Here is a 21,870-nt window from a genome sequence, read left to right as displayed (position 1 = left end):
TTTTTTAGCCATGGCTCTAAGGTTTTGTTGTTGGCGTTGGCGTGGGCGCATTAATAGGCACCGCTGTTGCCGGCGGGGTAGCCGGGTTGGCTGGCAAACCGGGAAGTGGCGCATCTGGTCGGCGGCAATCGGTTTGGCCCGGTAGACAGAGCAACAACACAAGATCATAGCGAATAAATTGGTTGCCAATATCACCGACATTCTTGACCTGCGCGAAATAGAATCCATCAACTTTCGGTGTGAACTCGATCTGCGAATCGAGCGTATTTCCGCCCGGCATGTCATCGTTGATATCAAGAATGCTTACGCCGTCACGATCAGTCAGCACCAGCACCGTATCAGCACCGGCTACTGTACTGTCATTGACCGTATTGGGGCCGCGGTAGCGTCGGGTATCAGTATAAATGACGTAGCGTTTGCCAGCCTTGGCAAAAAATGTTACCCAGTCGGCATCACCGGTTGGGCATAGCCGCCGATTTTCTTGTATCTCGTTCGAAGTTATCAACCGTGCCTGTTCGGGTAGGCCATCCGGTTCAAAAATGTCAAGGCACACTGATTCGACTGGCGCTGGTGTGGGGCCATTGCTTTCGTCAAGCAAGACGATCGTGTACGCATAACTGACCCCGCCTCGCCCGGCCACATCGCGCACTCTGATGTAATAGGTGCCGTCAGCCGGAATGCGCACGGTAATCCGTGGTCGAATATCACCGGGATTGGGATTAGCCGGATCGCGATTAAAGAAATCGTCGTTGAACGCCAATCGGTTAAAGTTGCTGTCGAAAAGTTCAAGTGATACGTCAATCCCCGGTCGCATCACCGGCACATCGATGGTGTACACCTTACCCGCAACGCCACCAAAGAAGAGCCAATCCTCATCGCCAGTCGGGCAGAGTACATGTTCTTGCGGAATCAGAATATCGATCCGTCGTGCCTCTGCCGGGAAATTATCCGGCTCGAAACCGTCGAGACAGACAGGACTTGCAGTCGGTGTAATAGTTGGAACGGGAGTTGGCGTTGGTGGCGCGGGATTGACTGTTACTAAGATGGGAAAAAGAGCTGTAGTCGTAGGAGCACTCGCGCGTGCAGCAGAAATATTAACTTGGTAGGTGCCCAGAGTTGCCGTAGCCGGAATAATAATGATGAAGGTAAACGACTGGTTACCGTTAGCGTTAATGCTCACCGATGTGCTCGGAGCTATTGTTACCGTCCATCCGGTTGGTGCTGTGGATGTAATATTGAACGTGTCAGTCGCTCCCTGATTTTGGAGGTTGGCATTGACCAATATGGTTTGGCCGGGCTGGCTTGAAGTAGTAGCTGAGATGGGATTCCACGTAAAATTGATTTGTGCTACCGGCGCAGCTACAACTGAAAACTGCTGAAGGGCAAGGAGCATAATGAGCAGGGTTGACACGAATGCAACAGTAACGTTTTGGGTTCGAACAGAGGGTTTCATGCTGCTTGCCGGCTCCTCTGCTTACAAGGCGACGAATCCACCCTCATTATAAGTTACCGCAACCCTAAGTGTCAAACGTTTTACCTGATGAGGTGCGTCAGAATAAGGATGGCTGCATGTTTTGATGCTAGCCTGTGGCTATGAGCAGCAGGTCATCCGTTCTTGTAGCTATTGTTTGGCCTAAAACGATATATGTGCTAACGATCTGATAGCATTCGTAAAAGTAATACTAAAAGTATCGATATTTGATGATTAAAATATCTGTACTGTCGGTGAAGGGTTCATTTCATGCAAAGCGCTGGCCTGCAATTACACTGTACTGTAGCGGAGTATATTTCAGACAGAGCGCCAGCACGGCGCAGGAGGGGACCATGGACATCGCGATTGAGCTCGTTCATGGCTGGCGCTTGCTCGCTCGCATCCGCGAGCTGATTGCTGAGCCGGGCGTGCAGCGGTTGATCATTCGAAATGAAGACGGTGAGGACCTAATCGAGATCGGGGTTCCCGCCATGCTGGCTGGCGTTACCACTCGCCCAGTATTGGCCGCCGTCAAGGCGATTGCCGACGAGATGCCGCGGGTGACGATTGAGATTGTGCGTGATGTGGGGTTAGAGCAGGCTGTTGGTGCGCCTGCATCCGAGACCGATGAGGAGTTTGATCGCGCGATCGATGTGGTTGAGTCGGTGTTTGAGCGGTATTGAGTAGAAATGCCTTGTGTCTTGAAGCGGCGGCGGTTGCCCTTTCGCAACCGCCGCTTTTTGTTCCCCCTATTGCCATATCCACCGAAAGGCGTTCGTATAGGTTGCGTCTCCTAACCATACCGGTAGACGCCAGCTCCCAATAAACCCGATAAAGAAGACGAGAAGAACACTTGCCCTCCAGCCGTGCATTGAGTGTTGTACCTTTGCTGAGAGAGGGGCTGAGGTTAGCTGTAGAAACCACGCAAGTAAGAACGTGCTGCATGTAATGTGAATGTGGATGAAGCGTCCATAATCAACGGCCACGAAAAATAATGGTATTGTTGTGGCGAGTGATAATCCCCACAATCCACCTACCCACATCAGTGTTTGTTTTGGCAAGAACTGCCATAGTCGGTAGCTAACAATCGTGATGATGAGTGGAACGATGCTGAGGAGGCCGGTTATTAGGTAAACCTGCACTGCTTCCGAAGTTATGAGTGATTGGGTAAATTGTATGCTTTGCAGGACGGTTTTCGTAAGGAACGTGATTGCCCCTAGATGACCGCGATCGATGCAATCGCGCGGAGGATTGGATTCCAACGCAGCACATAAGTGGTCAATGGTAGTGATGGTTGTGTGTGGCGCTTGTATGATGATGCTAGCCACTATACTTGCGGGAATGATCGCTATTGCAGTCGCATAGGATATCCTGCCCCATTGTCGTTCGTAACAAAGCGAAGCTATGAGGAGATATGGCAGTAATATCACGAGCATTTCATGTGATAATATAACAACGATCGTACTAGTTCCGATAAATAGCGGTAGTATTGGAGAAAAAGAGTAATTCGTTCGCAAGCTAAGTAGATGAATAAGAAAGATAATACTAAAAAGCATTTCTTTGCGCACACCAACGATAAGCCATGCGACTAAGAGAAAGCGCAAAAAAGCGGGTGAAAAGAAGAGTGTTGCGGTGATGATCGAGACATTAGTTTGGCGGAGGAGGATGTAGGTCAGTAACAAAAAGAGCGCACCGATACCAATTTGAACGACAATGACTGTCTTAACCGGGTCGATCATAATCCGGCGTGAGAGTTGTATGATTATCTCGCCGAGCAAGCCACGGCGCACAAATCCACCTTGATAGTTGATGAGCCATTCGCCGATGAGGAATGGTTCGGCTGGCTGTTTCAACCAAAGGTACATAGCGAGGCCAATGTGCGTTGTAAAGATGGTTCCTATTAGTCCAAACAGGGTTCGCTCGAACCAGCGTTGGATCCAACGCTGGTTGTGATTGGGTCGAGAAGTAGGCTGCTTAGTCATAGTGCGAAGGGAGCGTGCCTCCCCTGTGAGCAACGGGTAAACATATTGAGTTCCACGCACGAGGGTGTAGGAGTGTACCTTGCGCCCAGAAACCGGTTGGTTAAGTTATTTCAAACAATATGGTATACTATATAGTGCGTTTTGCGCTCAGTGAGGAGAAACCCTATGTCTGCTCATGCTCCCGCCGAACTTGATCTGGCGGTTGCGTCGTTAATTATGGTGCGGCCCGATGAGGATCGCGCCGAGTACGAAGAACAGTACGAGAGTGTTGCTGCCGTGCAGGATCAACTGCGCGAATATGGTATTGATATCGATTTGCTCAGCCAACCCGGTGTCGAGGTGTGGGAAGGCTCGATCGAGACGATGGGTGCCCTCTACCAGTTGGCCCGTCTGGCGGCCCATCTCGAGCGGGGCAACGATTTGGCCCCGATTATCGCCGATGGCCCCGTCCTTGAAGAGGATCTCGACCGCGCCGTGACCGATGTCTGGGACGAGTTGGTGCCTAGCCGGTACCGCCATCTGATCAACTTGCAGGGGATTAATAGCTATTACCTGCCGGTTGATTTCCCTGATCCGATCTACTTGCCGTTTGAGGGCGAGGATGGCGAAGAAGATCAAGCCTTCTTTGGCTCGTCGGTGCAGTTGCTGCGCGAGTTGTCTGAGTTAGCGCCACAATTGATCAGAGCCGGCGTCTCGCCGCGCTCCGATGCCTTCCGTTGCCTTGAGTCGCTCCGCGAAGCGGCGCGCCAGAGCGTGGAGTGCGGTTTGCCGGTTATCGTCTGGTAAAGGTTCCATGCAGGATGTGATCTTTTTCGATCAGCGCCCCCGTCCCGATCGTGATCAGACGCCGCGCGAGCGGCGCTATTACGTCTGGACGGTTGGGTGCCAGATGAATATCTCAGATTCTGAACGGTTGGAAGCGGCGTTGCAAGGTGTGGGCTATAGCCCGGCTGCGCGCCCTGAAGAGGCGAGCTTTATTGTGCTCAATTCGTGCAGTGTGCGCGCGTCTGCTGAAGAGCGGATTCTGGGCAAGCTCGGCGAGTTGGTGCGGGTCAAACGTGTCCATCCCGATACTAAAGTGGTGCTCTGGGGCTGCATGGTCGGCCCCAATAACCGCTCGATCTTCGCCGAGCAGTTGCCGATGGTCGATCATTTCGTCTCGCCTTCCGCGGTCGATGAGGTGGTCGCCCTTGCCCCCAACCCGGTCTACACCCTTGATGAGCCGGCTTTGCCGGTGCGTGATTGGCGCCATCCACCGGTCTCGGTGCATGTCCCGATCCAGTATGGCTGCAATATGACCTGTTCGTATTGCGTCATTCCACTGCGCCGGGGCCGTGAGCGTTCGCGCCCCTTGGCCGAGATTGTCGAGGAAGTGCGCCGGATCGTCGCGCGCGGCGCCAAGGAAATTACCCTCCTTGGGCAAATTGTCGATTCGTGGGGGCACGATCTCCCCGGCCGGCCTGAGCTGGCCGATCTGCTGGCGGCAGTCGATGCCATCCCCGGTTTGCTCCGGCTCCGTTTCCTCACCTCGCATCCGGCGTGGATGACTGATCGCTTGATCGAAACCGTCGCCCGCTTGCCGCGCTGTCAGCCTGAGATCAATCTGCCGGTACAGGCCGGCTCCGACCGCGTGCTCAAGCTGATGCGGCGCGGCTATACGGTAGCGCGCTATAAGACGTTGATTGCCAAGATCCGCGCCGCTATTCCCAATATCTCGTTGACGACCGATATTATCGTTGGCCATCCCGGCGAGACCGAAGAGGATTTTCGCCAAACGATGGAACTCTGCGCCGAGATTGGGTTTGATAAGGTGCATATTGCCGCCTTCTCGGCGCGTCCCGGCACCCGCGCTGCTGAACAAGAACAGGATCCGGCGCTCGCCGTGCCGCCAGAGGTGAAGGAAGAACGCCGCCGCCGGCTCGAGCAGTTGCAAGAACAGATTGCGACCGAACGGATGGCCCGCTTCCTCGGCCAGACGGTTGAGGTCTTGGTCGAAGGCGAGAGCAAAGGTAAGTGGCGCGGCCGCACTCCCGGCAATCGGCTGGTCTTCTTTAGCCATCCTGCCGATCTAACTGGCCAATTGGTGCCGGTGACTATTACTGTAACCAGCCCATGGTCGTTGCAGGGTGTACCGCAACTCGATCAATAGGTTCAGTGCCCAACTCAAGGAGAACAACCTTGTCAAAGCAAGATGAAAAGATGCGGATTCGCCGCCGCCTGCAAGAAAAGGCGATTGAATTGGCTGCCTTGAATCGCTGGCAAGAGGCGGTCGAGTTGAACCAGCAGTTGTTGCGCGTGAGCGAAGATGCCGAGACGTACAATCGGTTGGGAAAGGCGTTGTTTGAGCTGGGCAAGTATACCGAGAGCCACCGCGCCTATCAGAATGCCCTGCGCCTGAATGCCTCCAATCCGATCGCGCGCAAGAATGTCGCTCGCCTCGAGTCGCTGCTGTCGCGTGGTATCACTGAAGCGCCAGTGACCCGCTCGACCCGCCAGCAGATCGATATGCGCATGTTTATTACCGAAACCGGCCGCACCGCCCTGACCTCACTGGTGGATGTCCAGCGCGGTCCCGCCGTCGATGCTCTCATTACTGGCGAAAAGGTGGAATTGCGCGTTGAGGGCAAGATGGTGTATGTCGTCGATCTAGATGGCAATCTGATTGGCCGGATCGAACCGAAACTTAGCCATCGCCTCGTCGAGTTAATAAATGGCGGCAATCGCTATCTCGCTGCGGTGGTGCAGTCGGATTCGCGTAATGTGCGGATTCTGATCCGCGAAATTTATCAAGACCCGAGCCAGCGCGGGCGCGTCTCCTTCCCCGGTAAGCTTGGTGAAGGCGCTACCGTCCTCTCCTCGCTTCGCTTCGATGAGTATGAGGATGTGATCGACGAAGAAGAGTTGGTTGAAGAGACCGAAACCCTTGAGGAGGACTTTATCGGCGGCGATGAAGACGAAGAGATTGGTCTCGATGAGATCGATCAAGATATCGCTGACGATGATGATCATCTAGAAGAGTGACCTCTGCGCCGGCGTTAGCGTGGCATTGTCGCCTGACGCCGGCTTCCCCTTGCGCTCCGCCGCGTGGATCGCTATACTACTTTTAGCAGGCGCGCATCTCACGTATGGTCTGATAGATTGCCGTCCCCCCCGCTTTTCCGGCGCTATGGCAGAAAGGGTAGGTTATGAGCTTCCGTCTGCACGAAGTGAATCCGGCGGCCAATCCGGCAAGCGCACCTTCGCAACGGATGCCTGAAATACCGCCACAGCCGGCCACCATCGCTGAGACGGGTCTGTCAATGGGCTTTCTGACCGATCACGTGCTGAAGGTAATCTATTTTTCCGGCGCGATCACCGGCCAGAAGCTGGAAGAGACGATTAAACTGCCCTTTCTCGGCGTGATCGATAAGGTGCTTGAGTTTCTCAAGCTGGAAGAATACGTTGATATTATCGGAGCTGAAGGCGGTTTTAGCGAGCGCTCGTTTCAATACGTCATTACTGGCAAGGGCCGCAACAAGGTTCACGAAGTGATCGATCGGAACCAGTACGCCGGCCCCGCTCCGGTGCCGTTGCAGCAGTATGTTGATATTACCCTCCGCCAAAGTATCGGCGAACTAGTGATCGATCAGGCGACGATTCGCAAGGCGTTTAGCCATCTGGTCGTCAGCGAGAAGATGCTCGATAAGATTGGCCCGGCGGCCAATTCCGCCCGCTCGCTCTTCTTGTACGGCCCTCCCGGTAATGGGAAAACGACGATTGCCGAAGGGATTGCAAATTTGCTCGGCGGGTTGGTGATTATTCCCTACGCCGTTGAAGTTGATGGCCAGATTATCAAGGTCTTCGACCCGCTCAACCATCAGGTCGTGCAGATCAACGAAGTCGGCCATGCCGAGCTGCCGCTACCATCACCGTTTGGCGGCCCGGTGGCAGCGCCAGCAACGACGTATCCCGATGCGCGGTGGGTGGTCTGTAAACGACCGCGGGTGATGGTCGGTGGCGAGCTTGAACTCGAGCAGCTTGAGCTGATCTTCGACCCGATTTCAAAGGTCTACGAGGCGCCGTTCCAGATGAAAGCCAATGGCGGCCTCTTCTTGATCGATGATTTTGGCCGCCAGAAGTGCCGCCCGCAAGACCTGCTCAACCGCTGGATCGTGCCGCTCGAAAAAAAGGTTGACTTTCTTGCGCTACAAACTGGCAAGAAGATTCAAGTGCCGTTTGATGTGTTGATCGTCTTTTCCACCAATCTCAACCCCAAAGATCTAGTTGACGATGCGTTCTTGCGTCGCATTCGCCATAAGATCGAGGTGCCTAACCCCTCGCCAACCGAGTTTCGGGCGATCTTCCAGCTCGTGTGCAAACAAAAACGCATTCCCTATAGCGATGATGGTTTGCGCTACCTTATCCAAGAACACTATATGAAAGTCGGGCGCGAGCTGCGCTCCTGCCATCCCCGTGATTTGTGCGATCAGATATTGGATGAATCGAAGTACCGTGGTATTCCGCCGGCGATGTCTCGTGAGTTGATCGATCGCGCCTGCGAAGCGTATTTCGTCAAGCTCGGCTAAGGAGGTTGGATCACTATGTCGCTGCTCAAACGTCTCACCGGTAATCCTGCTCAGCCCGAGCCTACGCCGGCTGTTGCCACTCCTCCTCCGCCGGCTCCGGCAGCCACTGTCGCTCCGGCACCTCCCCCGCCGGCTCCGGCAGCCGTTCCTGCCGCAGCGGCTCGCCCAGCGGTGCAAGATGCAACACCGGCGAATGACCAGAAGCGCATGCTCGATCTGTCGCTCTGGATTGTAGACCGGATTCAGGCTTCGTTAGGCAATCAGACCGAACTTAAACGCTCTCCTGAGACTGAACGGCTGTTGCAAGAGCGGTTTGCCCGCATCTATCAGCAAGCCAACATCAATTTGTCCGATCAAGATGTCAAAAAGCTCTTCGCGATGGTGTGCGATGAGCTATTTGGCTTCGGCCCGATCCAGCCGTTGCTCGATGATGATAGTATCTCGGAAATTATGGTCAACGGGCCATATAAAGTCTACATCGAGCAAAAAGGGAAGCTCAAGCTCACCGACGTGCGCTTCGCTTCCGATGAGCACGTGATGAAGATTATCGACCGCATTATTCGCCCACTGGGTCGCCGCATCGACCGCAAGTGGCCAATGGTTGACGCTCGTTTGCCTGATGGCTCGCGTGTCAATGCGATCATTCCGCCCTGCGCGATCGATGGCTCGACGATTACCATCCGTAAGTTTACCAAGAATAAGCTTAAGGTCGATGATCTGATTCGCTTCGGTTCAATGACGCCCGAAATGGCTGAATTCTTGCGGGCCTGCGTCGTTTCGCGTTTGAATATTGTGGTCGCTGGTGGCACCGGCTCCGGTAAGACGACCTTGCTCAACGTGCTCTCGAACTTCATCCCTGAAGATGAACGGATTGTAACGATTGAAGATAGTGCCGAATTGCAATTGGCCCAAGATCACGTCGTCCGCCTCGAGGCGAAACCACCGGAGATTGATGGTACTGGCCGGGTGTCGATCCGCGATCTGGTGATTAACTCGCTGCGTATGCGCCCTGAGCGGATCGTGATTGGCGAGTGCCGCGGCGGTGAGACGCTCGATATGTTGCAGGCGATGAATACCGGTCACGATGGCTCGTTGACTACGCTCCACGCCAATGCGCCGCGCGAGGCGATCGCTCGTATGGAGACGATGGCCTTGATGGCTGGTATGGATATGCCGCTGAAAGTGATTCGCGAGCAGATTGCATCCGCTATCGATCTGATCGTGCAGCAAACCCGCCTCGAAGACGGTTCGCGTAAAGTGGCCTACATTACCGAAGTGCAGGGTATGGAAGGCGATACCGTCGTGCTACAAGATATCTTTAAGCTCGAAATCCTCGGTAAAACTGGTGAGGGAAAGATCATATCTGAACTGCGCCCGACTGGCGTGCGGCCCAAGTTCACCCCACGCCTCGAAGCTCATGGCTTCAAGCTGCCGCCGAGCATCTTCGGGGCGCAGATTCCGGGCCAGCGGGGCCGGTTTTAGTCGGTGAATGGAACGCAAAGACGCGCAGACGCAGCGCGTTGGCCGGGTAGCTTGTGATCAGCGCCCGCTTATCGCTTGCGTCTTAGTGTCTTTGCGTTTTTATCTTGTGTGACGCTATGGCGCATACAACGCAACTTCCGATAATCATTATCGGCGGTGGTTTGGGTGGTTTAGCGGCGGCAATCCGGTTGGCTGCCCAAGGCCGCCGTGTCATCCTCTGTGAAAAGAACGAACGGTTAGGCGGCAAGCTGAACCTCCATCAGGCTGAAGGGTATACCTTCGATACCGGCCCCTCGTTGTTGACAATGCCATGGGTGATCCGCGATCTGTTCGCCGCCGCTAATCGCTGCATGGACGACTACCTCTGCCTTGAGCAAGTGGAGCCGACCTGCCGCTATTTCTGGCCCGATGGCGCCCGCTTTGATGCGTGGCAGCGATTACCCCAGTTGATCCAAGAGATCGAGCGCATCAGCCCGGCGGATGTGCCCCATTTCTTTCGTTTTATGGCTCACACATCCCGAATTTATGATGCGGTGGCTGGCCCCTTCCTGCTGCGCCCGTTCGATGGTCTGCGCGAGTTGATCACGCCAACGATGGCACGCCATGCCCTGCGCATTGATGCGCTGCGCAGTGTTGATGCAGCGGTGCGCTCGTTCTTCCGTAGCCCGCATCTACGCCAGCTCTTTAATCGCTATGCGACCTACAACGGCTCTTCGCCCTACCTGTCACCAGCTACCTTCAATGTGATCGCCTACATTGAGCTGGCGGAAGGTGGTTGGTATGTGCGCGGCGGGATGTACCAATTGGCCGTGGCGCTGGTCCGCTTGGCTGAGGAGCTAGGGGTTGAGCTGCGCACGCGCGCGCCGGTGGCCGAGATCATGGTTGAGAATGGCAGGGTGTGCGGGGTGCGGCTGGTCGAGGGTACTGTCTTGCCGGCTGCGGCAGCGGTGGTGAACGCCGATCCGCAATACGCTTACGAGCGGCTGATCCCCGGCGGCCAGCGCGAGGCAGCGCGTCTCGCCCGGATTGAACCGTCATACAGTGGGGTGGTGCTCTTTCTCGGCGTTGAGGGCGATTTTCCGCAATTAGTCCACCACAACATCTTCTTTGGCGGCGATTACCCGGCGGAGTTTCAGGCCATCGTGCGCGATCGCCGTCCCGCGCTCGATCCGACGGTGTATATCGCCGCGACATGTCGTTCCGACCCTGCCCATGCGCCGCCCGGTCACATGAATCTGTTTGTGTTGGTGAATGCGCCAGTTGACGATGGCCGGATCGATTGGGAAGCTGTGCTGCCGGCCTACCGCGATCACATCATCACCAAACTTGAGACGATGGGTCTGCACGGTTTGCGTCACGCTATTCGCTACACCTATCATTGGACGCCGCGCGATCTGGCGCAGTGTTACAACGCCACTTTTGGCTCAATCTATGGCATTAGCTCCAATTCACCCTTTGCCGCCTTTGCCCGCCCTCCCCTGCGCGCGCGCCGGGTGCGCGGCCTATACTTTGTTGGTGGCGGCACCCATCCCGGTGGTGGTATCCCACTAGTTTTGCTTTCGGGGCAAGCAGTGGCTGCCCGGATCGCGGCTGACATGCCTGTGTGAATAAAAATGCTTTACACTCCTATCGATATGCCTTCGGGGTTTTTAACAGCTTTTTAACCCTACGATGGCTGATAGCACAAAGAATTGTGTTTTATCATCGTTAAGTTACGATTAAGTACTTGATTTTTGACCTTCAGGGTGCTATGATCAGGCCGTAGCCTCGAGAGAACATCAGAAATCGGAAGGAGGAACTAACCACTTACGTGCAACCGGAAGGCAAGCGCTTCACCTCTAATGTAAAGAGTTATGTGTGGGTAAGGTGAGAGAGGTGCAGCGTAAGTTCGGGGAAACGACCACCATCGAAAAAAGTAATGATGATGGGGTCGGGGAGACGAACAGACAAGCGCCGGATTACTGCTGAGTAATCGGATGCTCTGCGAGCCGTACGGTTGCCTCCCAAACAAACTCACCGCGTTGGGTAAGAAAGAGCTGCTGTCCCACGCTAGATGGTGAGATAATCCGATAGCAAAAGCTAGCCCGGCGCATAATCTGCTGAAGGCGGAGCAGCTAAAGGACCTGTGAGGGTACGGTGGTTTGGAACATCCTTGCCGCTCTGATGAACTCTCGAGGTGGTTGGGTTCCGAGAGGGTGTAAGTAAAAAGTAGGCGGGTATCTAAGTTGATCCATTTAGTCGCGATGCGGTAGGCAACTACCGCATCTGCGTTTTTATGCTGGCATAGCGGGAAAGGAACACTATCTTCCTACGCCATCGTCCAGCCGCCATCGACGGCCAGCGTCTGTCCGGTGATATACGATGCTGCCGGTGACGCGAGGAAGAGCACGGCGGCGGCAACCTCTTCGGGCTTCCCCAATCGGCGTAACGCGATGATATTAGCGCTCCACGCTTGGATTTCTGCCGGAATGGCTTGCACGAGGTCTGTCTCGATCATTCCCGGTGCGACCGCATTAACTGTAATCTGCCACGGCGCCGCTTCGCGGGCTAAGGCGCGTGTTAGCCCGATAATCCCGCCGGCTGCTGCGGCAAAGTCGGCTTGACCGGGAAAGCCAGAGGATCCGTACAGTGCAGCCAGATTGATGATCCGTCCGTAGCGCTGTTGCATCATCGGGCGTAGGACTGCGCGGCAGGTGTGATAGACCCCACTCAGGTTGGTTTGGATCGTTTGTCGCCAGCGCTCGCTGCTCATCTCGCTCAGCGGGCCATAATCGGCAATTCCCGCGCTATTGATCAAGATGTCAAGTTGGCCCCACCGCTCGAGGGCTGCATTCACCAACGCAGGCCCACTGTCAACTTCGCGGACATCGATTGCTAGTGCTGCGGCTTCGCTGCCAAACGATTGGGCCACGGCGACAATGCTGGCAGCAGCAGCCTCGTCGTGATGGTACCCTACCAACACCCGAGCGCCATACCGGGCGAGGCCGCGCACAATCGCTTGCCCGATCCCTCCTGACCCGCCGGTAACGATTGCTACTTGTCCGGTGAAGTCGATCATTGTTGCTTCTATCCCGTTCCGTGGTACTGTCATTGCCGCGCAACAACAACCCTACGGCATCACCCAACCTCCGTCAATGGTCAAGACATGGCCGGTAATGTACGAAGCGCGTGGAGAGACGAGAAACCGGATAGCGGCGGCGACCTCTTCAGGTCGGCCAAACCGTCCCAACGCGATCGCTTGCAGCGCCCATGCCCGTAATGCTTCCGGCACGGTTTCCACCATATCGGTTTCGATATAACCGGGAGCGACGACATTGACGGTAATGCCATCACGAGCGACTTCACGAGCGAGCGAGCGGCTCAAACCGATAATACCGGCTTTGGCGGCGGCATAATTCGTCTGGCCGACATTGCCAGCCAGTGCCGCCAGCGAACTGACTGATACGATTCGGCCATAGCCAGCGGCGCGCATGATTGGTACGACAGCGCGGCAACAGAGAAACACTGAGGTCAGGTCGGTTTCAATTACCTGTTGCCATTGCTCTGGCCGTAGGCGAGCCAGTGGTGCATCGGCAGTGATGCCGGCATTATTCACTAGCACATCGATCCGGCCCCAGCGTTCCAGCGCCGCGTGTACCATTCGCTCGACTGCCTGCTCATCGGTAACGTTCGCCTGAAAAGCAAACGCATCACTGCCCTTTGCGATCATTTCAGCCGCCAAGGCTTCAGCCGCCGAGGCGCTGCGTTGATAGTTGATCAATACACGCGCCCCGGCAGCAGCCAGCTCAATGGTCGTGGCGCGCCCGATTCCACGCGCGCCACCGGTAATAATGGCGACCTGCCCCTGCAATTCCATAGCATTCTCTATACCGGTTGCATTGCCGTCAATGCCCGTACATCCTCGAAGGTGGCAATGTTGATCAAGCGCGCTGCTGGCGCAATCCGGCGAATCAACCCGGTCAATACTCTTCCCGGTCCGATCTCGACGAAGGTTTCGACCCCCATCGCTACCATGTGCTGTACTGACGCAATCCAACGCACCGGCGCTACCACTTGCGCGACCATTTCGCGCCGCACATCATCGGCATCGCGGAGCGGTTTAGCAGTGACATTGGCAATCAGCGGAATTTCTAGATCGTGTACGGTCGCGCTGGCAATCGCCTGCGCCATACCTTCGGCGGCTTCGACCATCAAGGGGGAATGGAAGGCTGCGCTGACTTTGAGCGGAATCACACGTTTAGCGCCGCGACTTTTGGCGAGTAGGCTGGCATGTTCCACTGCCACTACACTGCCGCTGATCACGAGTTGATCAGGGGCATTGTAATTAGCGATGACAACGGTGCCGTGCAATTGATTGTGGTGTTGAAGTGCTGTGCTCACTTCTTGACAGATCTGTTCAAGGATGCCGGTATCAAGCCCGATGACGGCTGCCATGCTGCCATCGTGAGCGGCGGCCATCAATTCGCCCCGGCGACGCACGAGGCGCAACGCCGTGATGAAATCCAATGAACCGCCTGCAACCAAGGCTGAGTATTCACCAAGGCTGTGACCAGCGACCGCAATCGGTGGTTCGAGCCGGTCGCCCAATAGTTCGCGCATCGCGGCTAAGAGGGCCATGCTGGTGGTGAGGAGCGCCGGTTGCGCATTCTCTGTGGCAGTGAGGTCGGTTTCTGGCCCGCTAAAGCACAATTCACTCAACCCGAAATCAAGCGTCTCGTCCGCAGTGGCAAAAATTTGGCGCGCTGCTGCGGATGCAGTGATCAAATCGCGCCCCATGCCAACTACCTGCGATCCCTGACCCGGAAAGACCCATGCAATGCTCATGGTTTGACCGCCTTCTCCTTCCCTGCCGGCGCTTTACTCTCCCCCCTAGACTATTGCGCCAGCGTGACCGCTCATCGTCCGTGTTAGGTCGCTATATCTTCATGGGCCGTAACGAGCGGCCCAGCGAACCTCTTACTGCGCCGGACGGCCCCAGCGTACCACTCCCGATCCCCAAGTTAAACCACCGCCAAATGCGGTAACTAAGACATAGTCGCCAGATGCGATCCGGCCCTGTTGGGCGGCTTCGTACAAGGCAATCGGAATGGAAGCCGCCGACGTGTTGCCATACCGGTCGAGATTGATCATCACCCGCTCAGGTGGAATTTCGAGCCGGCGCGCGACCGCATCAATGATCCGCACATTGGCTTGGTGCGGGATCACTAGCGCGATATCGTCGATCGTTAACCCAGCCGCTTGCACCACCTGCATCGCTGAATCGCTCATCTCACGCACGGCGTGCTTAAAGATCTCACGCCCATTCATATAGACATATTGCCGGCCTTCAGCCAGCAGCTCAGCAGTGAGCGGCATACGTGTGCCGCCGGCATCGACCGCCATGAGGTCTTCGAGGTTACCATCGGCGCTCAGGTTGGAAGCGATCAGTCCAAACGGCTGATCGGTCGCTTCTAGCACAACTGCGCCAGCGCCATCGCCAAACAAAACGCAGGTATTTCGGTCATCCCAGTTGATATAGTGGGTAAAGATATCGGCCCCGATCAGCAAGAGGCGGCGGCTGACCCCACTTTTAATCAGGCTTGTGGCGACGGTCAGTCCGTAGACGAAACCACTACAGGCTGCTACTAGATCAAACGCAATTGCACGCGGAATTCGCAAATTTGCCTGCACCGTGCAAGCGGTCGCGGGGAACGGTCGATCAGGGGTGCAGGTAGCGACAATCACCGTATCAATGGTCGTCGCATCGACTCCCGCCATTGCCAGCGCCTCGCGTCCGGCGGCGGTTGCGAAGGTTGAGGTGCTCTCACCGAGGCCAGCGACCCGGCGTTCACGGATGCCGGTACGGGTACGGATCCACTCATCAGAGGTGTCAATCCGTTGTGCCAGCTCATCATTCGTGATCACGCGAGAGGGGACGGCCATACCCCAGCCGATCACTGCCGCGTAACGTTCCCTGCTCACCCTCACAACCTTTCTATCTACAGTAAAGGGCTGCCAAACCGATCTGATCGGCAGGCAGCCCCTTCATGCCTGTGGACCCTACACGTGTCGCGATCCGAGCTTCACTGATTACTCAGCGTTCACTTTCAGGACCTGCCGGCCCTTGTAGTAACCGCACGACAGGCATGCGCGATGCGCCCGCATTAATTCGCCACAGCGCGGGCAGGTTACCATTACCGGCGGTGTCAACGCCAGATGTTTCCGCCGGTTACCGCGCCGGTGGCGCGATACTTTTCGCTTCGGTACTGCACCCATGATTTGTTACTCCTCAGTTTTGGTTCCGTTGTCGCTCCGCCCATTCACGCAGCGCAGCGAAGCGTTCATCGACTGGAGCGTCGTCTTCCTCAATGCCTTCCGACTCAACCGTATAGTTGACCGGTTGGTCGCGGTAAGCCGGCGCGACCGGGTTCATCGGCAAGCTGATCAGCGCATAGCTGCGAATCGCTTCACCCACATCGATGTGGTGCAGCTCATCGAGCATAAACGGATCATCTTCCACCGGTTTGGGCAATCGGTGCCCATTCACCACATCGACTACAGCGTAAAACTGGTCGCTGAAGTCGAGATCAAGTTCATAATCGAACTGTTCAAGCGAGCGCACGCATGTGAGAGTGATAACGCCGTGAGCAGTCACCTGTGCGTACACACCAGCCGCCGTGCGGGTCAAACGGAGGCGACCGCTAATATTGCGCAACGTTAGATTATCATCGAGCCGCAGCGCCGGCTCGGTAAACGAGATATCGCGTCGCGCTCCCATCTCTTCGCGCAGCAGTTGCGCGAGATTAAACCGTAGAGCTGTCATAACTTTCACCTGTGGCGCGCCATTGGCCCCGCCACAAGCGCCAAATTATAGGCGAGAGAGTGGCGGGTTGTCAAGCGCCCGGTTGGCGCTCATCCAGCGCATGCAAGCCGTTCCGAACGCTCGTGAGCAACTTGCTCAGCCGCTCATCGAGTTCTTCCAATACTTGCCGAGCGTAGGCGTCAGCGCCAGCTCGTACCTCAGCGGCTTCCTGTTCGGCCTGTTGCAGCAAGCGCGCGCGCTCCGCTTCAACAGCCGCCAACAGACCGCGTTCGCTTAGCACCTCTTGCACGCGGGCCTGTGCAGCAGCGAGCAATTGCTCTTGCTCGGCGATAATCCGGCGGGCGCGCCGGATCTCTTCGGGAATGACTGTGCGCATCTGGTCGATGATCTCGAGCACGCGACCTTCATCAATCAGCGTGCGCCCGCCGCTGAGAGGTAAGCGAACCCCGGCAGCGATCACCTCTTCCAATTCATCAATCAGATCATCCAGCTCGATGGCGATCACCCCCTCTGCGCGAATTTTTCCCGTAAGGCCGCTACGACCACCGGTGGTGCAAATTCCACTGGATCGCGCCCTAGGCTAGCCATTTCGCGTACAGCCGTCGAGCTGATATGCGCAAATGGCCGCCCGGCCATTAGCACCACCACTTCGATCTCGGGATCGATCGTCTGGTTGACCTGCGCCATCTGGAACTCAGCTTCAAAATCGCTCCCGGCGCGCAGGCCGCGCACGATTGCGCATGCGCCAACCTCACGCGCGAATTCAACCGTGAGGATGTGGTAGCTCATCGCTTCGACATTGGCGAGGTCAGCAGTCGTCGCTCGCAACAATTGCAAGCGCTCTTCGGTTGAAAACAGCAGCCGCTTTTGTGGTCGATCGAAAACGGCCATGATGACCCGGTCGAAGATACGCGCGGCGCGGCGGGCGATATCAAGGTGAGCGTAAGTGACCGGATCGAAACTGCCGGGATAGATGGCGATGCGCATGGCTTACCCTTCTTGTTCCGGCGTAGCGGTGGTCGTGAGTTCGTAGATCGAAAAACAGGAATCACCCAGCCGGCGAAACTTGATCCGGTGCAGACCGGGATACGCATCGGCGAGCGCGACACGGGGTGAATGCCCGACGATTAGCAAACTGCCCTCTTTGCCAACGCCACTGCTCGCGACAAGCTGCATGGTCGCCTCGATCGCTGGATCAGCATACGGCGGGTCCATAATGATTATATCATAGCGTCCAACGCCGCGCTGACGGTGCAAAAAGCGATCAACTGGCATGTGATGGATACGCGCTTGCTGATCAAAACGAGTATGGCGCAGGTTCTCGGCGATGATCGAGCAGACGTGCGCATTGCGCTCGACAAAATCGGCGCTATCAGCTCCGCGTGACAAGCATTCAATCCCGAGCGATCCGGTACCGGCGTAGAGGTCAAGTACAGCGCCGCGAATCGACCCGTACCCTTCCAGCACGGAAAAAAGCGCCTCTTTGACTCGATCCAGCATAGGCCGAGTGCCAAGCCCTTTCGGCGCTTTCAGGCGATGCCCTTTCGCTTTTCCAGTTATTACGCGCATGCCAACTGCTCGGTGAATGATAATGCATAGCAGACGGCCGAGTTGCGGACCGTCTGCCTGCTTGCATCGCTGCGATCATTGCTTGTGTCTGCGTTAGCGCTTGGTGTACTGAGGCGCCTTGCGCGCGCGCTTGAGACCGACCTTCTTCCGCTCTTTCGCGCGCGGGTCGCGGGTCAGCAGGCCAGCCTGCTTCAGCGTTGGGCGCAGCTCGCTATCGTAATCGAGCAGCGCGCGAGCAATGCCGTGACGTACCGCACCAACCTGCCCGGATACGCCGCCCCCCTTGACCTTCACCAAGACGTTAAACGTGTTGAGATGATTGGTCAACACCAGCGGCAGCCGCAAGTTGTGCTGGAACAGATCGCGATTGCCGAAGTAGTCTTCCGGCTTCTTACCGTTGACGATAAAATCCCCACTGCCGGGGAAGAGGCGTACCCGCGCCACCGCCGTCTTGCGGCGGCCGGTACCCTGATAGTAGCGCTTGGCTTCCATTCCTTCTCCTCACCACCTGTGCGCCGGGTATGGCGCGTGCTCGTGATCAACGCGCGAGGGCGCGAGTTTGCAATAACAACGGTCCACGCTGCGCTAGCGCGGGATGTAAGGCTTGGGCTGCTGCGCAGCATGTGGGTGGTTCGGCCCAGCGTAGATGCGCAGTTTGGTCAGTAACCGGCGGCCCATCCGGTTCTTCGGCAGCATCCGCTTGACGGCAAGACGCAAGATACGATCCGGATGCTTGGCCAGCATCATCTTGTACGGTGTGGCCTTAATGCCACCCGGATACCCAGTGTGCCGATAGTAGATCTTCTGATCCGGTTTGCGCCCAGTCAATACGATCTTCTCGGCGTTAACCACAATCACGAAATCACCGCCGTCAATCGACGGGGTATACGTTGGTTTGTGCTTGCCGCGCAGCAGCGTACTGATCTGCGTCGCCAACCGGCCGAGCACCTTCCCGCTCGCATCAATGACGTACCAGTCGCGCTGCACTTCTGACGGTTTCTGATGATAGGTCTTCACCGCACCTATTCCTCGTGTACGTAGGACGAAGGCTGTTGGACCTTCGTCGTGCCATTTTGCCGTTCCAATGGTTCAGCCCAGCGAATAAGGCCGGGCGGATAGCGTACCGCCGTGAGCGTCAACCCGTGCGCTGGGGCGGTTGGCCCGGCCAGCCGGCGATCTCGGCTGACCAATACCTCACCAAACTGATCGACGTTCATCCGCCCACGCCCAACGAGCAGGAGCGTGCCGACGATCATCCGCACCATATGTTGCAGGAATGCATTTGCCGCTAGCTCGATGGCTAATAACCGCCGGTCAAACCACTCCCGCTCGACGATCCGGGTCCAATGAATCGTCCGTACAGTCGAGCGTTGGGTTGGCGTTGCCGTCGTGAAGGCGGCAAAATCATGCGTTCCCTCCAGTAGCCTGAGCGCTGCGGTCATTGCCGATACATCAAGCGTCCCTGCGTAATGCAGCGCCTGATGGCGGAGTTGCGGCAATGGCGCCGGCGCACACTCGATCAGGTAGCGATATTCACGCTGAAGAGCGCTAAAGCGCGCGTGAAAATCGCGAGTCGCTTCACCGACATTCTGTACCGTCAGATCGGTTGGCAGATGCGCATTCAGGCCACGCCAGATCGTAGCGAGCGAATGGCGGGTTGCCGTCTGCACATGCGCCACCTGCCCAGAGGCGTGAACACCGGCATCGGTGCGTCCAGCCAACACTATCCGGCGTTGCTCCTGCGTAAGCGCCTCCCATGCCGATTCGAGCGCGCCTTGCACCGTGCGAATGTCGGTTTGCCACTGCGAGCCGGCGAAATCGGCGCCGTCATAGGCTAGCAGCAGCGCAATCGTCCGCATCAGACCAACTCGATCAAAGCCATTTCAGCCCCATCGCCGCGACGCGGGCCGAGCTTAGTGATCCGCGTGTAGCCACCATTGCGCCCGCCGTAAGTGGTCGGCGCAAAGGTAAACAGCTTGCGCATCGCGTCCTTGCTGGCCAGCTTCGAGAGCGCCATCCGGCGCGCATGCGGCGTGTCCTCGCGCGCAATCGAGAGCAGGTGTTCAATTTCAGGCTGGACCGCGCGCGCCTTGGCCAGCGTCGTCTTAATCTTCTTGTGCTCAATTAGGGCGATCATAAGGTTACGGTAAAGCGCCTTGCGGTGCTCATACGACCGCCCCAGCAACTTTCCGGCATGTCGATGTCGCATGGTCGTATCCTCTTAGCGCGACGCCCCATTCGCAGGCAATCGCGGAATATAACCCCGTTCAATCAATTTATCGCGAATCTCTTCCATCGATTTCTGGCCGAGATTACGCACCGACAAGAGTGCCTTCTCATCCATCTGCAACACCTGACCGATCTTGGTGATTTCGGCCCGCTTCAGGCAGTTATACGTGCGGGTCGAAAGTTCCAACGTCTCGATCGACGTGTCATAGACGTTCGCTGGAATCTCCAACCCATTCGTTTCGGGCTGGGATTCCGGTTCAGCGGCCAGCCGGTTGAAATTCGCGATTGTCGTGTTATAATGCACCAACACCCGAGCCGCATAGTCGAGCGCATCGACCGGTCGCACGGTGCCGTTGGTCCACACCTCAAGAATCAGGCGGTCGAAGTCCGTAGCTTGGCCGATACGGGTGTTTTCCACCACATAGTTCACCCGTGGCACCGGCGTAAAGATCGCGTCGATCGGAATCTCACCCAGCGGGAGAATCCCGCGCTGATCAGCCGACAGATAGCCGCGACCGCGCTCAATCGTCGCCACCAACTCAAACTGCGCCTGCGCGTGTTCGAGGGTGCAGATATAGTGATCAGGATCGACGACCACCAGCCCCTCTGGCAAGACCAGATCGGCTGCCGTCACTATTCCCGGCCCCTGCTTCCGAATCGTCGCGGTTGCCGTACCTTCGTGGCGGCCACGCAGATGGATGCCTTTCAGGTTCAAAATGATCTCGACCACATCCTCGGTCACACCGGGGATGGTATCGCTCTCCTGATAGACACCGGCAATGCGCACATGTGTCATCGCCGATCCGGGAATGGCTGTAAGCAGGACGCGCCGCAGCGCGTTACCGAGCGTGTGTCCATAGCCCGGATCGAGCGGCTCGATTTTAAAGCGCCCAAAGGTCTCGGTTGTCTCAACAACCTCGATCTTTGGTTGAGCGATATCGAGCACGGCTGCCTCCCATTTCTTCGTTTGCATCCCGCAGACGGGAGCTACTACCGGCTATAGAACTCGACGATCAACTGCTCGTTGATCCCGGCCTCAGCATCTTCACGGCGTGGCAGCGAAACCACTGTGCCCGAAAGGTCGGCGGCATTCAGCCGGAGCCATTCGGGGGCGCGGTGCTTGTTCAGCACGCCGCTATCGACCAGATTCTTGAAATAAGTGCGGCTGCGGCTCTGTGGGCGTACCGCGATCACTTGCCCAACCTTCACGGTATACGACGGGATATTTGTCTTGCGACCATCAACAACGATATGCCCGTGATTCACCAATTGGCGAGCCTGTGCGCGCGTCGTGGCAAACCCAAGCCGGTACACCACATTATCGAGCCGGCGCTCGAGCAAGCTCAGCAGGTACTCACCGGTCACGCCGCTGCGGCGCGACGCCTGCTCGAATAGACGGCGGAACTGGCGCTCGAGGACGCCATACAGAAACTTTGCTTTCTGCTTTTCGCGCAACTGCATACCATAGTCGGACAACTGCCGGCGACGGGCTGCAGCACCGTGCTGCCCCGGCGGATCCGACCGCTTGTTCAGAATGCGCTGTCCTTTTTCGGTGATTCCAATCCCCAGCCGTCGGCTCACCTTACCGACGGGGCCTGTGTATCGCGCCATAGTCTTCCTTATCCTTTGTCAATATCACGAACGCAGGGAAACGCTGCGTTCCGCTTTTCACACCTGTGAGATGGGCGCCGGTGCTGCTGCTTGCACGCACCACCGCAGTGGGCGTCCGGGAACGATGCCCTCCGGTTCCAATTGCGGTCGTCTCACAGT

The 21,870-nt window shown here is 56.8% G+C and carries 24 protein-coding genes; 7 read left to right on the top strand and 17 right to left on the bottom strand.

Features of this window, described 5'->3' with window-relative positions:
* Positions 1 to 16: 16 nt before the first annotated feature.
* Positions 17 to 1,411: an NEW3 domain-containing protein gene (locus Q1A59_RS04570; protein WP_299644066.1), complete on the bottom strand. Its 1,395-nt coding sequence runs from the start codon at positions 1,409 to 1,411 to the stop codon at positions 17 to 19.
* A 413-nt stretch (positions 1,412 to 1,824) separates the two neighbouring features.
* Between Q1A59_RS04570 and Q1A59_RS04565 the strand changes: the two genes are divergently transcribed.
* Complete coding sequence (locus Q1A59_RS04565) at positions 1,825 to 2,154, top strand: DUF4342 domain-containing protein (RefSeq protein WP_298405887.1); 330 nt, start codon at positions 1,825 to 1,827, stop codon at positions 2,152 to 2,154.
* Between the two features lie 66 nt (positions 2,155 to 2,220).
* On the opposite strand, the gene Q1A59_RS04560 is transcribed toward Q1A59_RS04565, so the two are convergent.
* Positions 2,221 to 3,324, bottom strand: a complete 1,104-nt coding sequence (locus Q1A59_RS04560; protein WP_299644063.1) for a hypothetical protein — start codon at positions 3,322 to 3,324, stop codon at positions 2,221 to 2,223.
* Positions 3,325 to 3,618: 294 nt separating this feature from the next.
* Between Q1A59_RS04560 and Q1A59_RS04555 the strand changes: the two genes are divergently transcribed.
* The 6 genes from Q1A59_RS04555 to Q1A59_RS04530 all read left to right on the top strand — a co-directional run bounded on the left by Q1A59_RS04555 (position 3,619) and on the right by Q1A59_RS04530 (position 11,107).
* The gene (locus tag Q1A59_RS04555) at positions 3,619 to 4,239 is read left to right on the top strand and encodes a hypothetical protein (RefSeq protein ID WP_298405884.1); all 621 of its coding nucleotides are present in this window, start codon (positions 3,619 to 3,621) and stop codon (positions 4,237 to 4,239) included.
* A 7-nt stretch (positions 4,240 to 4,246) separates the two neighbouring features.
* Positions 4,247 to 5,602 (top strand): tRNA (N6-isopentenyl adenosine(37)-C2)-methylthiotransferase MiaB, encoded by a 1,356-nt coding sequence (gene miaB / locus Q1A59_RS04550; protein ID WP_298405882.1) that lies wholly within the window; start codon positions 4,247 to 4,249, stop codon positions 5,600 to 5,602.
* 50 nt (positions 5,603 to 5,652) lie between these two features.
* On the top strand, positions 5,653 to 6,474 hold the full coding sequence (locus Q1A59_RS04545) for a tetratricopeptide repeat protein (RefSeq protein WP_298405960.1): 822 nt from the start codon (positions 5,653 to 5,655) through the stop codon (positions 6,472 to 6,474).
* A gap of 164 nt (positions 6,475 to 6,638) precedes the next feature.
* Entirely contained in the window at positions 6,639 to 8,018 is a 1,380-nt protein-coding gene (locus Q1A59_RS04540) for an AAA family ATPase (protein WP_298405880.1), read from the top strand.
* A 15-nt stretch (positions 8,019 to 8,033) separates the two neighbouring features.
* Entirely contained in the window at positions 8,034 to 9,500 is a 1,467-nt protein-coding gene (locus Q1A59_RS04535; RefSeq protein ID WP_298405878.1) for a CpaF family protein, read from the top strand.
* 116 nt (positions 9,501 to 9,616) lie between these two features.
* Positions 9,617 to 11,107 carry an NAD(P)/FAD-dependent oxidoreductase gene (locus Q1A59_RS04530; protein ID WP_298405876.1) on the top strand — a complete coding sequence of 497 codons (1,491 nt, stop codon included), beginning with the start codon at positions 9,617 to 9,619 and terminating at the stop codon, positions 11,105 to 11,107.
* A 701-nt stretch (positions 11,108 to 11,808) separates the two neighbouring features.
* Here Q1A59_RS04530 and Q1A59_RS04525 read toward each other — a convergent pair.
* The 15 genes from Q1A59_RS04525 to rpsD form a co-directional block, all read right to left on the bottom strand.
* The gene (locus tag Q1A59_RS04525; protein WP_298405874.1) at positions 11,809 to 12,558 is read right to left on the bottom strand and encodes a 3-oxoacyl-ACP reductase family protein; all 750 of its coding nucleotides are present in this window, start codon (positions 12,556 to 12,558) and stop codon (positions 11,809 to 11,811) included.
* A gap of 51 nt (positions 12,559 to 12,609) precedes the next feature.
* The gene (locus Q1A59_RS04520) at positions 12,610 to 13,356 is read right to left on the bottom strand and encodes a 3-oxoacyl-ACP reductase family protein (protein ID WP_298405872.1); all 747 of its coding nucleotides are present in this window, start codon (positions 13,354 to 13,356) and stop codon (positions 12,610 to 12,612) included.
* Positions 13,357 to 13,364: 8 nt separating this feature from the next.
* Positions 13,365 to 14,324, bottom strand: coding sequence for an ACP S-malonyltransferase (fabD, locus tag Q1A59_RS04515; RefSeq protein ID WP_298405870.1), 960 nt, complete (start codon positions 14,322 to 14,324; stop codon positions 13,365 to 13,367).
* A gap of 132 nt (positions 14,325 to 14,456) precedes the next feature.
* Complete coding sequence (locus Q1A59_RS04510) at positions 14,457 to 15,461, bottom strand: beta-ketoacyl-ACP synthase III (protein ID WP_298405868.1); 1,005 nt, start codon at positions 15,459 to 15,461, stop codon at positions 14,457 to 14,459.
* Between the two features lie 108 nt (positions 15,462 to 15,569).
* Positions 15,570 to 15,755 carry a 50S ribosomal protein L32 gene (gene rpmF, locus Q1A59_RS04505; RefSeq protein WP_298405867.1) on the bottom strand — a complete coding sequence of 62 codons (186 nt, stop codon included), beginning with the start codon at positions 15,753 to 15,755 and terminating at the stop codon, positions 15,570 to 15,572.
* Positions 15,756 to 15,768: 13 nt separating this feature from the next.
* A complete protein-coding gene (locus tag Q1A59_RS04500) occupies positions 15,769 to 16,302 on the bottom strand; it encodes a DUF177 domain-containing protein (RefSeq protein ID WP_298405865.1) in 534 nt (177 codons plus the stop codon).
* Between the two features lie 70 nt (positions 16,303 to 16,372).
* On the bottom strand, positions 16,373 to 16,807 hold the full coding sequence (locus Q1A59_RS04495; protein ID WP_066789300.1) for a hypothetical protein: 435 nt from the start codon (positions 16,805 to 16,807) through the stop codon (positions 16,373 to 16,375).
* A complete protein-coding gene (gene coaD / locus Q1A59_RS04490) occupies positions 16,804 to 17,289 on the bottom strand; it encodes a pantetheine-phosphate adenylyltransferase (RefSeq protein ID WP_298405864.1) in 486 nt (161 codons plus the stop codon). The genes Q1A59_RS04495 and coaD overlap by 4 nt, the downstream gene beginning before the upstream one ends.
* Positions 17,290 to 17,292: 3 nt before the next feature.
* Positions 17,293 to 17,889 carry a 16S rRNA (guanine(966)-N(2))-methyltransferase RsmD gene (rsmD, locus tag Q1A59_RS04485; protein WP_298405958.1) on the bottom strand — a complete coding sequence of 199 codons (597 nt, stop codon included), beginning with the start codon at positions 17,887 to 17,889 and terminating at the stop codon, positions 17,293 to 17,295.
* A 75-nt stretch (positions 17,890 to 17,964) separates the two neighbouring features.
* Entirely contained in the window at positions 17,965 to 18,363 is a 399-nt protein-coding gene (gene rpsI / locus Q1A59_RS04480; RefSeq protein ID WP_298405862.1) for a 30S ribosomal protein S9, read from the bottom strand.
* A gap of 93 nt (positions 18,364 to 18,456) precedes the next feature.
* On the bottom strand, positions 18,457 to 18,888 hold the full coding sequence (gene rplM / locus Q1A59_RS04475) for a 50S ribosomal protein L13 (RefSeq protein WP_298405860.1): 432 nt from the start codon (positions 18,886 to 18,888) through the stop codon (positions 18,457 to 18,459).
* A 5-nt stretch (positions 18,889 to 18,893) separates the two neighbouring features.
* Complete coding sequence (truA, locus tag Q1A59_RS04470; protein ID WP_298405858.1) at positions 18,894 to 19,730, bottom strand: tRNA pseudouridine(38-40) synthase TruA; 837 nt, start codon at positions 19,728 to 19,730, stop codon at positions 18,894 to 18,896.
* Positions 19,730 to 20,080, bottom strand: coding sequence for a 50S ribosomal protein L17 (rplQ, locus tag Q1A59_RS04465; protein ID WP_298405856.1), 351 nt, complete (start codon positions 20,078 to 20,080; stop codon positions 19,730 to 19,732). Before rplQ ends, truA begins: the two co-directional genes overlap by 1 nt.
* 12 nt (positions 20,081 to 20,092) lie before the next feature.
* Positions 20,093 to 21,046, bottom strand: coding sequence for a DNA-directed RNA polymerase subunit alpha (locus tag Q1A59_RS04460; RefSeq protein WP_298405854.1), 954 nt, complete (start codon positions 21,044 to 21,046; stop codon positions 20,093 to 20,095).
* A gap of 44 nt (positions 21,047 to 21,090) precedes the next feature.
* Positions 21,091 to 21,711 (bottom strand): 30S ribosomal protein S4, encoded by a 621-nt coding sequence (rpsD, locus tag Q1A59_RS04455; protein ID WP_298405852.1) that lies wholly within the window; start codon positions 21,709 to 21,711, stop codon positions 21,091 to 21,093.
* Positions 21,712 to 21,870 lie beyond the last annotated feature (159 nt).

The sequence above is a fragment of the uncultured Chloroflexus sp. genome (genome assembly GCF_937951745.1).
GTDB lineage: Bacteria > Chloroflexota > Chloroflexia > Chloroflexales > Chloroflexaceae > Chloroflexus.
The sequence above is the reverse complement of the archived record's forward strand: the minus strand, read 5'-3'. Positions and strand labels throughout refer to the sequence as shown.

Bases quoted from the DNA above. Each gene is read 5' to 3' on its own strand.
- Q1A59_RS04565 (WP_298405887.1), top strand. From the start codon at position 1,825: ATGGACATCGCGATTGAGCTCGTTCATGGCTGGCGCTTGCTCGCTCGC.
- Q1A59_RS04555 (WP_298405884.1), top strand. From the start codon at position 3,619: ATGTCTGCTCATGCTCCCGCCGAACTTGATCTGGCGGTTGCGTCGTTA.
- miaB (WP_298405882.1), top strand. From the start codon at position 4,247: ATGCAGGATGTGATCTTTTTCGATCAGCGCCCCCGTCCCGATCGTGAT.
- Q1A59_RS04545 (WP_298405960.1), top strand. From the start codon at position 5,653: ATGCGGATTCGCCGCCGCCTGCAAGAAAAGGCGATTGAATTGGCTGCC.
- Q1A59_RS04540 (WP_298405880.1), top strand. From the start codon at position 6,639: ATGAGCTTCCGTCTGCACGAAGTGAATCCGGCGGCCAATCCGGCAAGC.
- Q1A59_RS04535 (WP_298405878.1), top strand. From the start codon at position 8,034: ATGTCGCTGCTCAAACGTCTCACCGGTAATCCTGCTCAGCCCGAGCCT.
- Q1A59_RS04530 (WP_298405876.1), top strand. From the start codon at position 9,617: ATGGCGCATACAACGCAACTTCCGATAATCATTATCGGCGGTGGTTTG.
- Q1A59_RS04525 (WP_298405874.1), bottom strand. From the start codon at position 12,558: ATGATCGACTTCACCGGACAAGTAGCAATCGTTACCGGCGGGTCAGGA.
- Q1A59_RS04520 (WP_298405872.1), bottom strand. From the start codon at position 13,356: ATGGAATTGCAGGGGCAGGTCGCCATTATTACCGGTGGCGCGCGTGGA.
- fabD (WP_298405870.1), bottom strand. From the start codon at position 14,324: ATGAGCATTGCATGGGTCTTTCCGGGTCAGGGATCGCAGGTAGTTGGC.
- rpmF (WP_298405867.1), bottom strand. From the start codon at position 15,755: ATGGGTGCAGTACCGAAGCGAAAAGTATCGCGCCACCGGCGCGGTAAC.
- Q1A59_RS04500 (WP_298405865.1), bottom strand. From the start codon at position 16,302: ATGACAGCTCTACGGTTTAATCTCGCGCAACTGCTGCGCGAAGAGATG.
- coaD (WP_298405864.1), bottom strand. From the start codon at position 17,289: ATGCGCATCGCCATCTATCCCGGCAGTTTCGATCCGGTCACTTACGCT.
- rpsI (WP_298405862.1), bottom strand. From the start codon at position 18,363: ATGGAAGCCAAGCGCTACTATCAGGGTACCGGCCGCCGCAAGACGGCG.
- truA (WP_298405858.1), bottom strand. From the start codon at position 19,730: ATGCGGACGATTGCGCTGCTGCTAGCCTATGACGGCGCCGATTTCGCC.
- rplQ (WP_298405856.1), bottom strand. From the start codon at position 20,080: ATGCGACATCGACATGCCGGAAAGTTGCTGGGGCGGTCGTATGAGCAC.
- rpsD (WP_298405852.1), bottom strand. From the start codon at position 21,711: ATGGCGCGATACACAGGCCCCGTCGGTAAGGTGAGCCGACGGCTGGGG.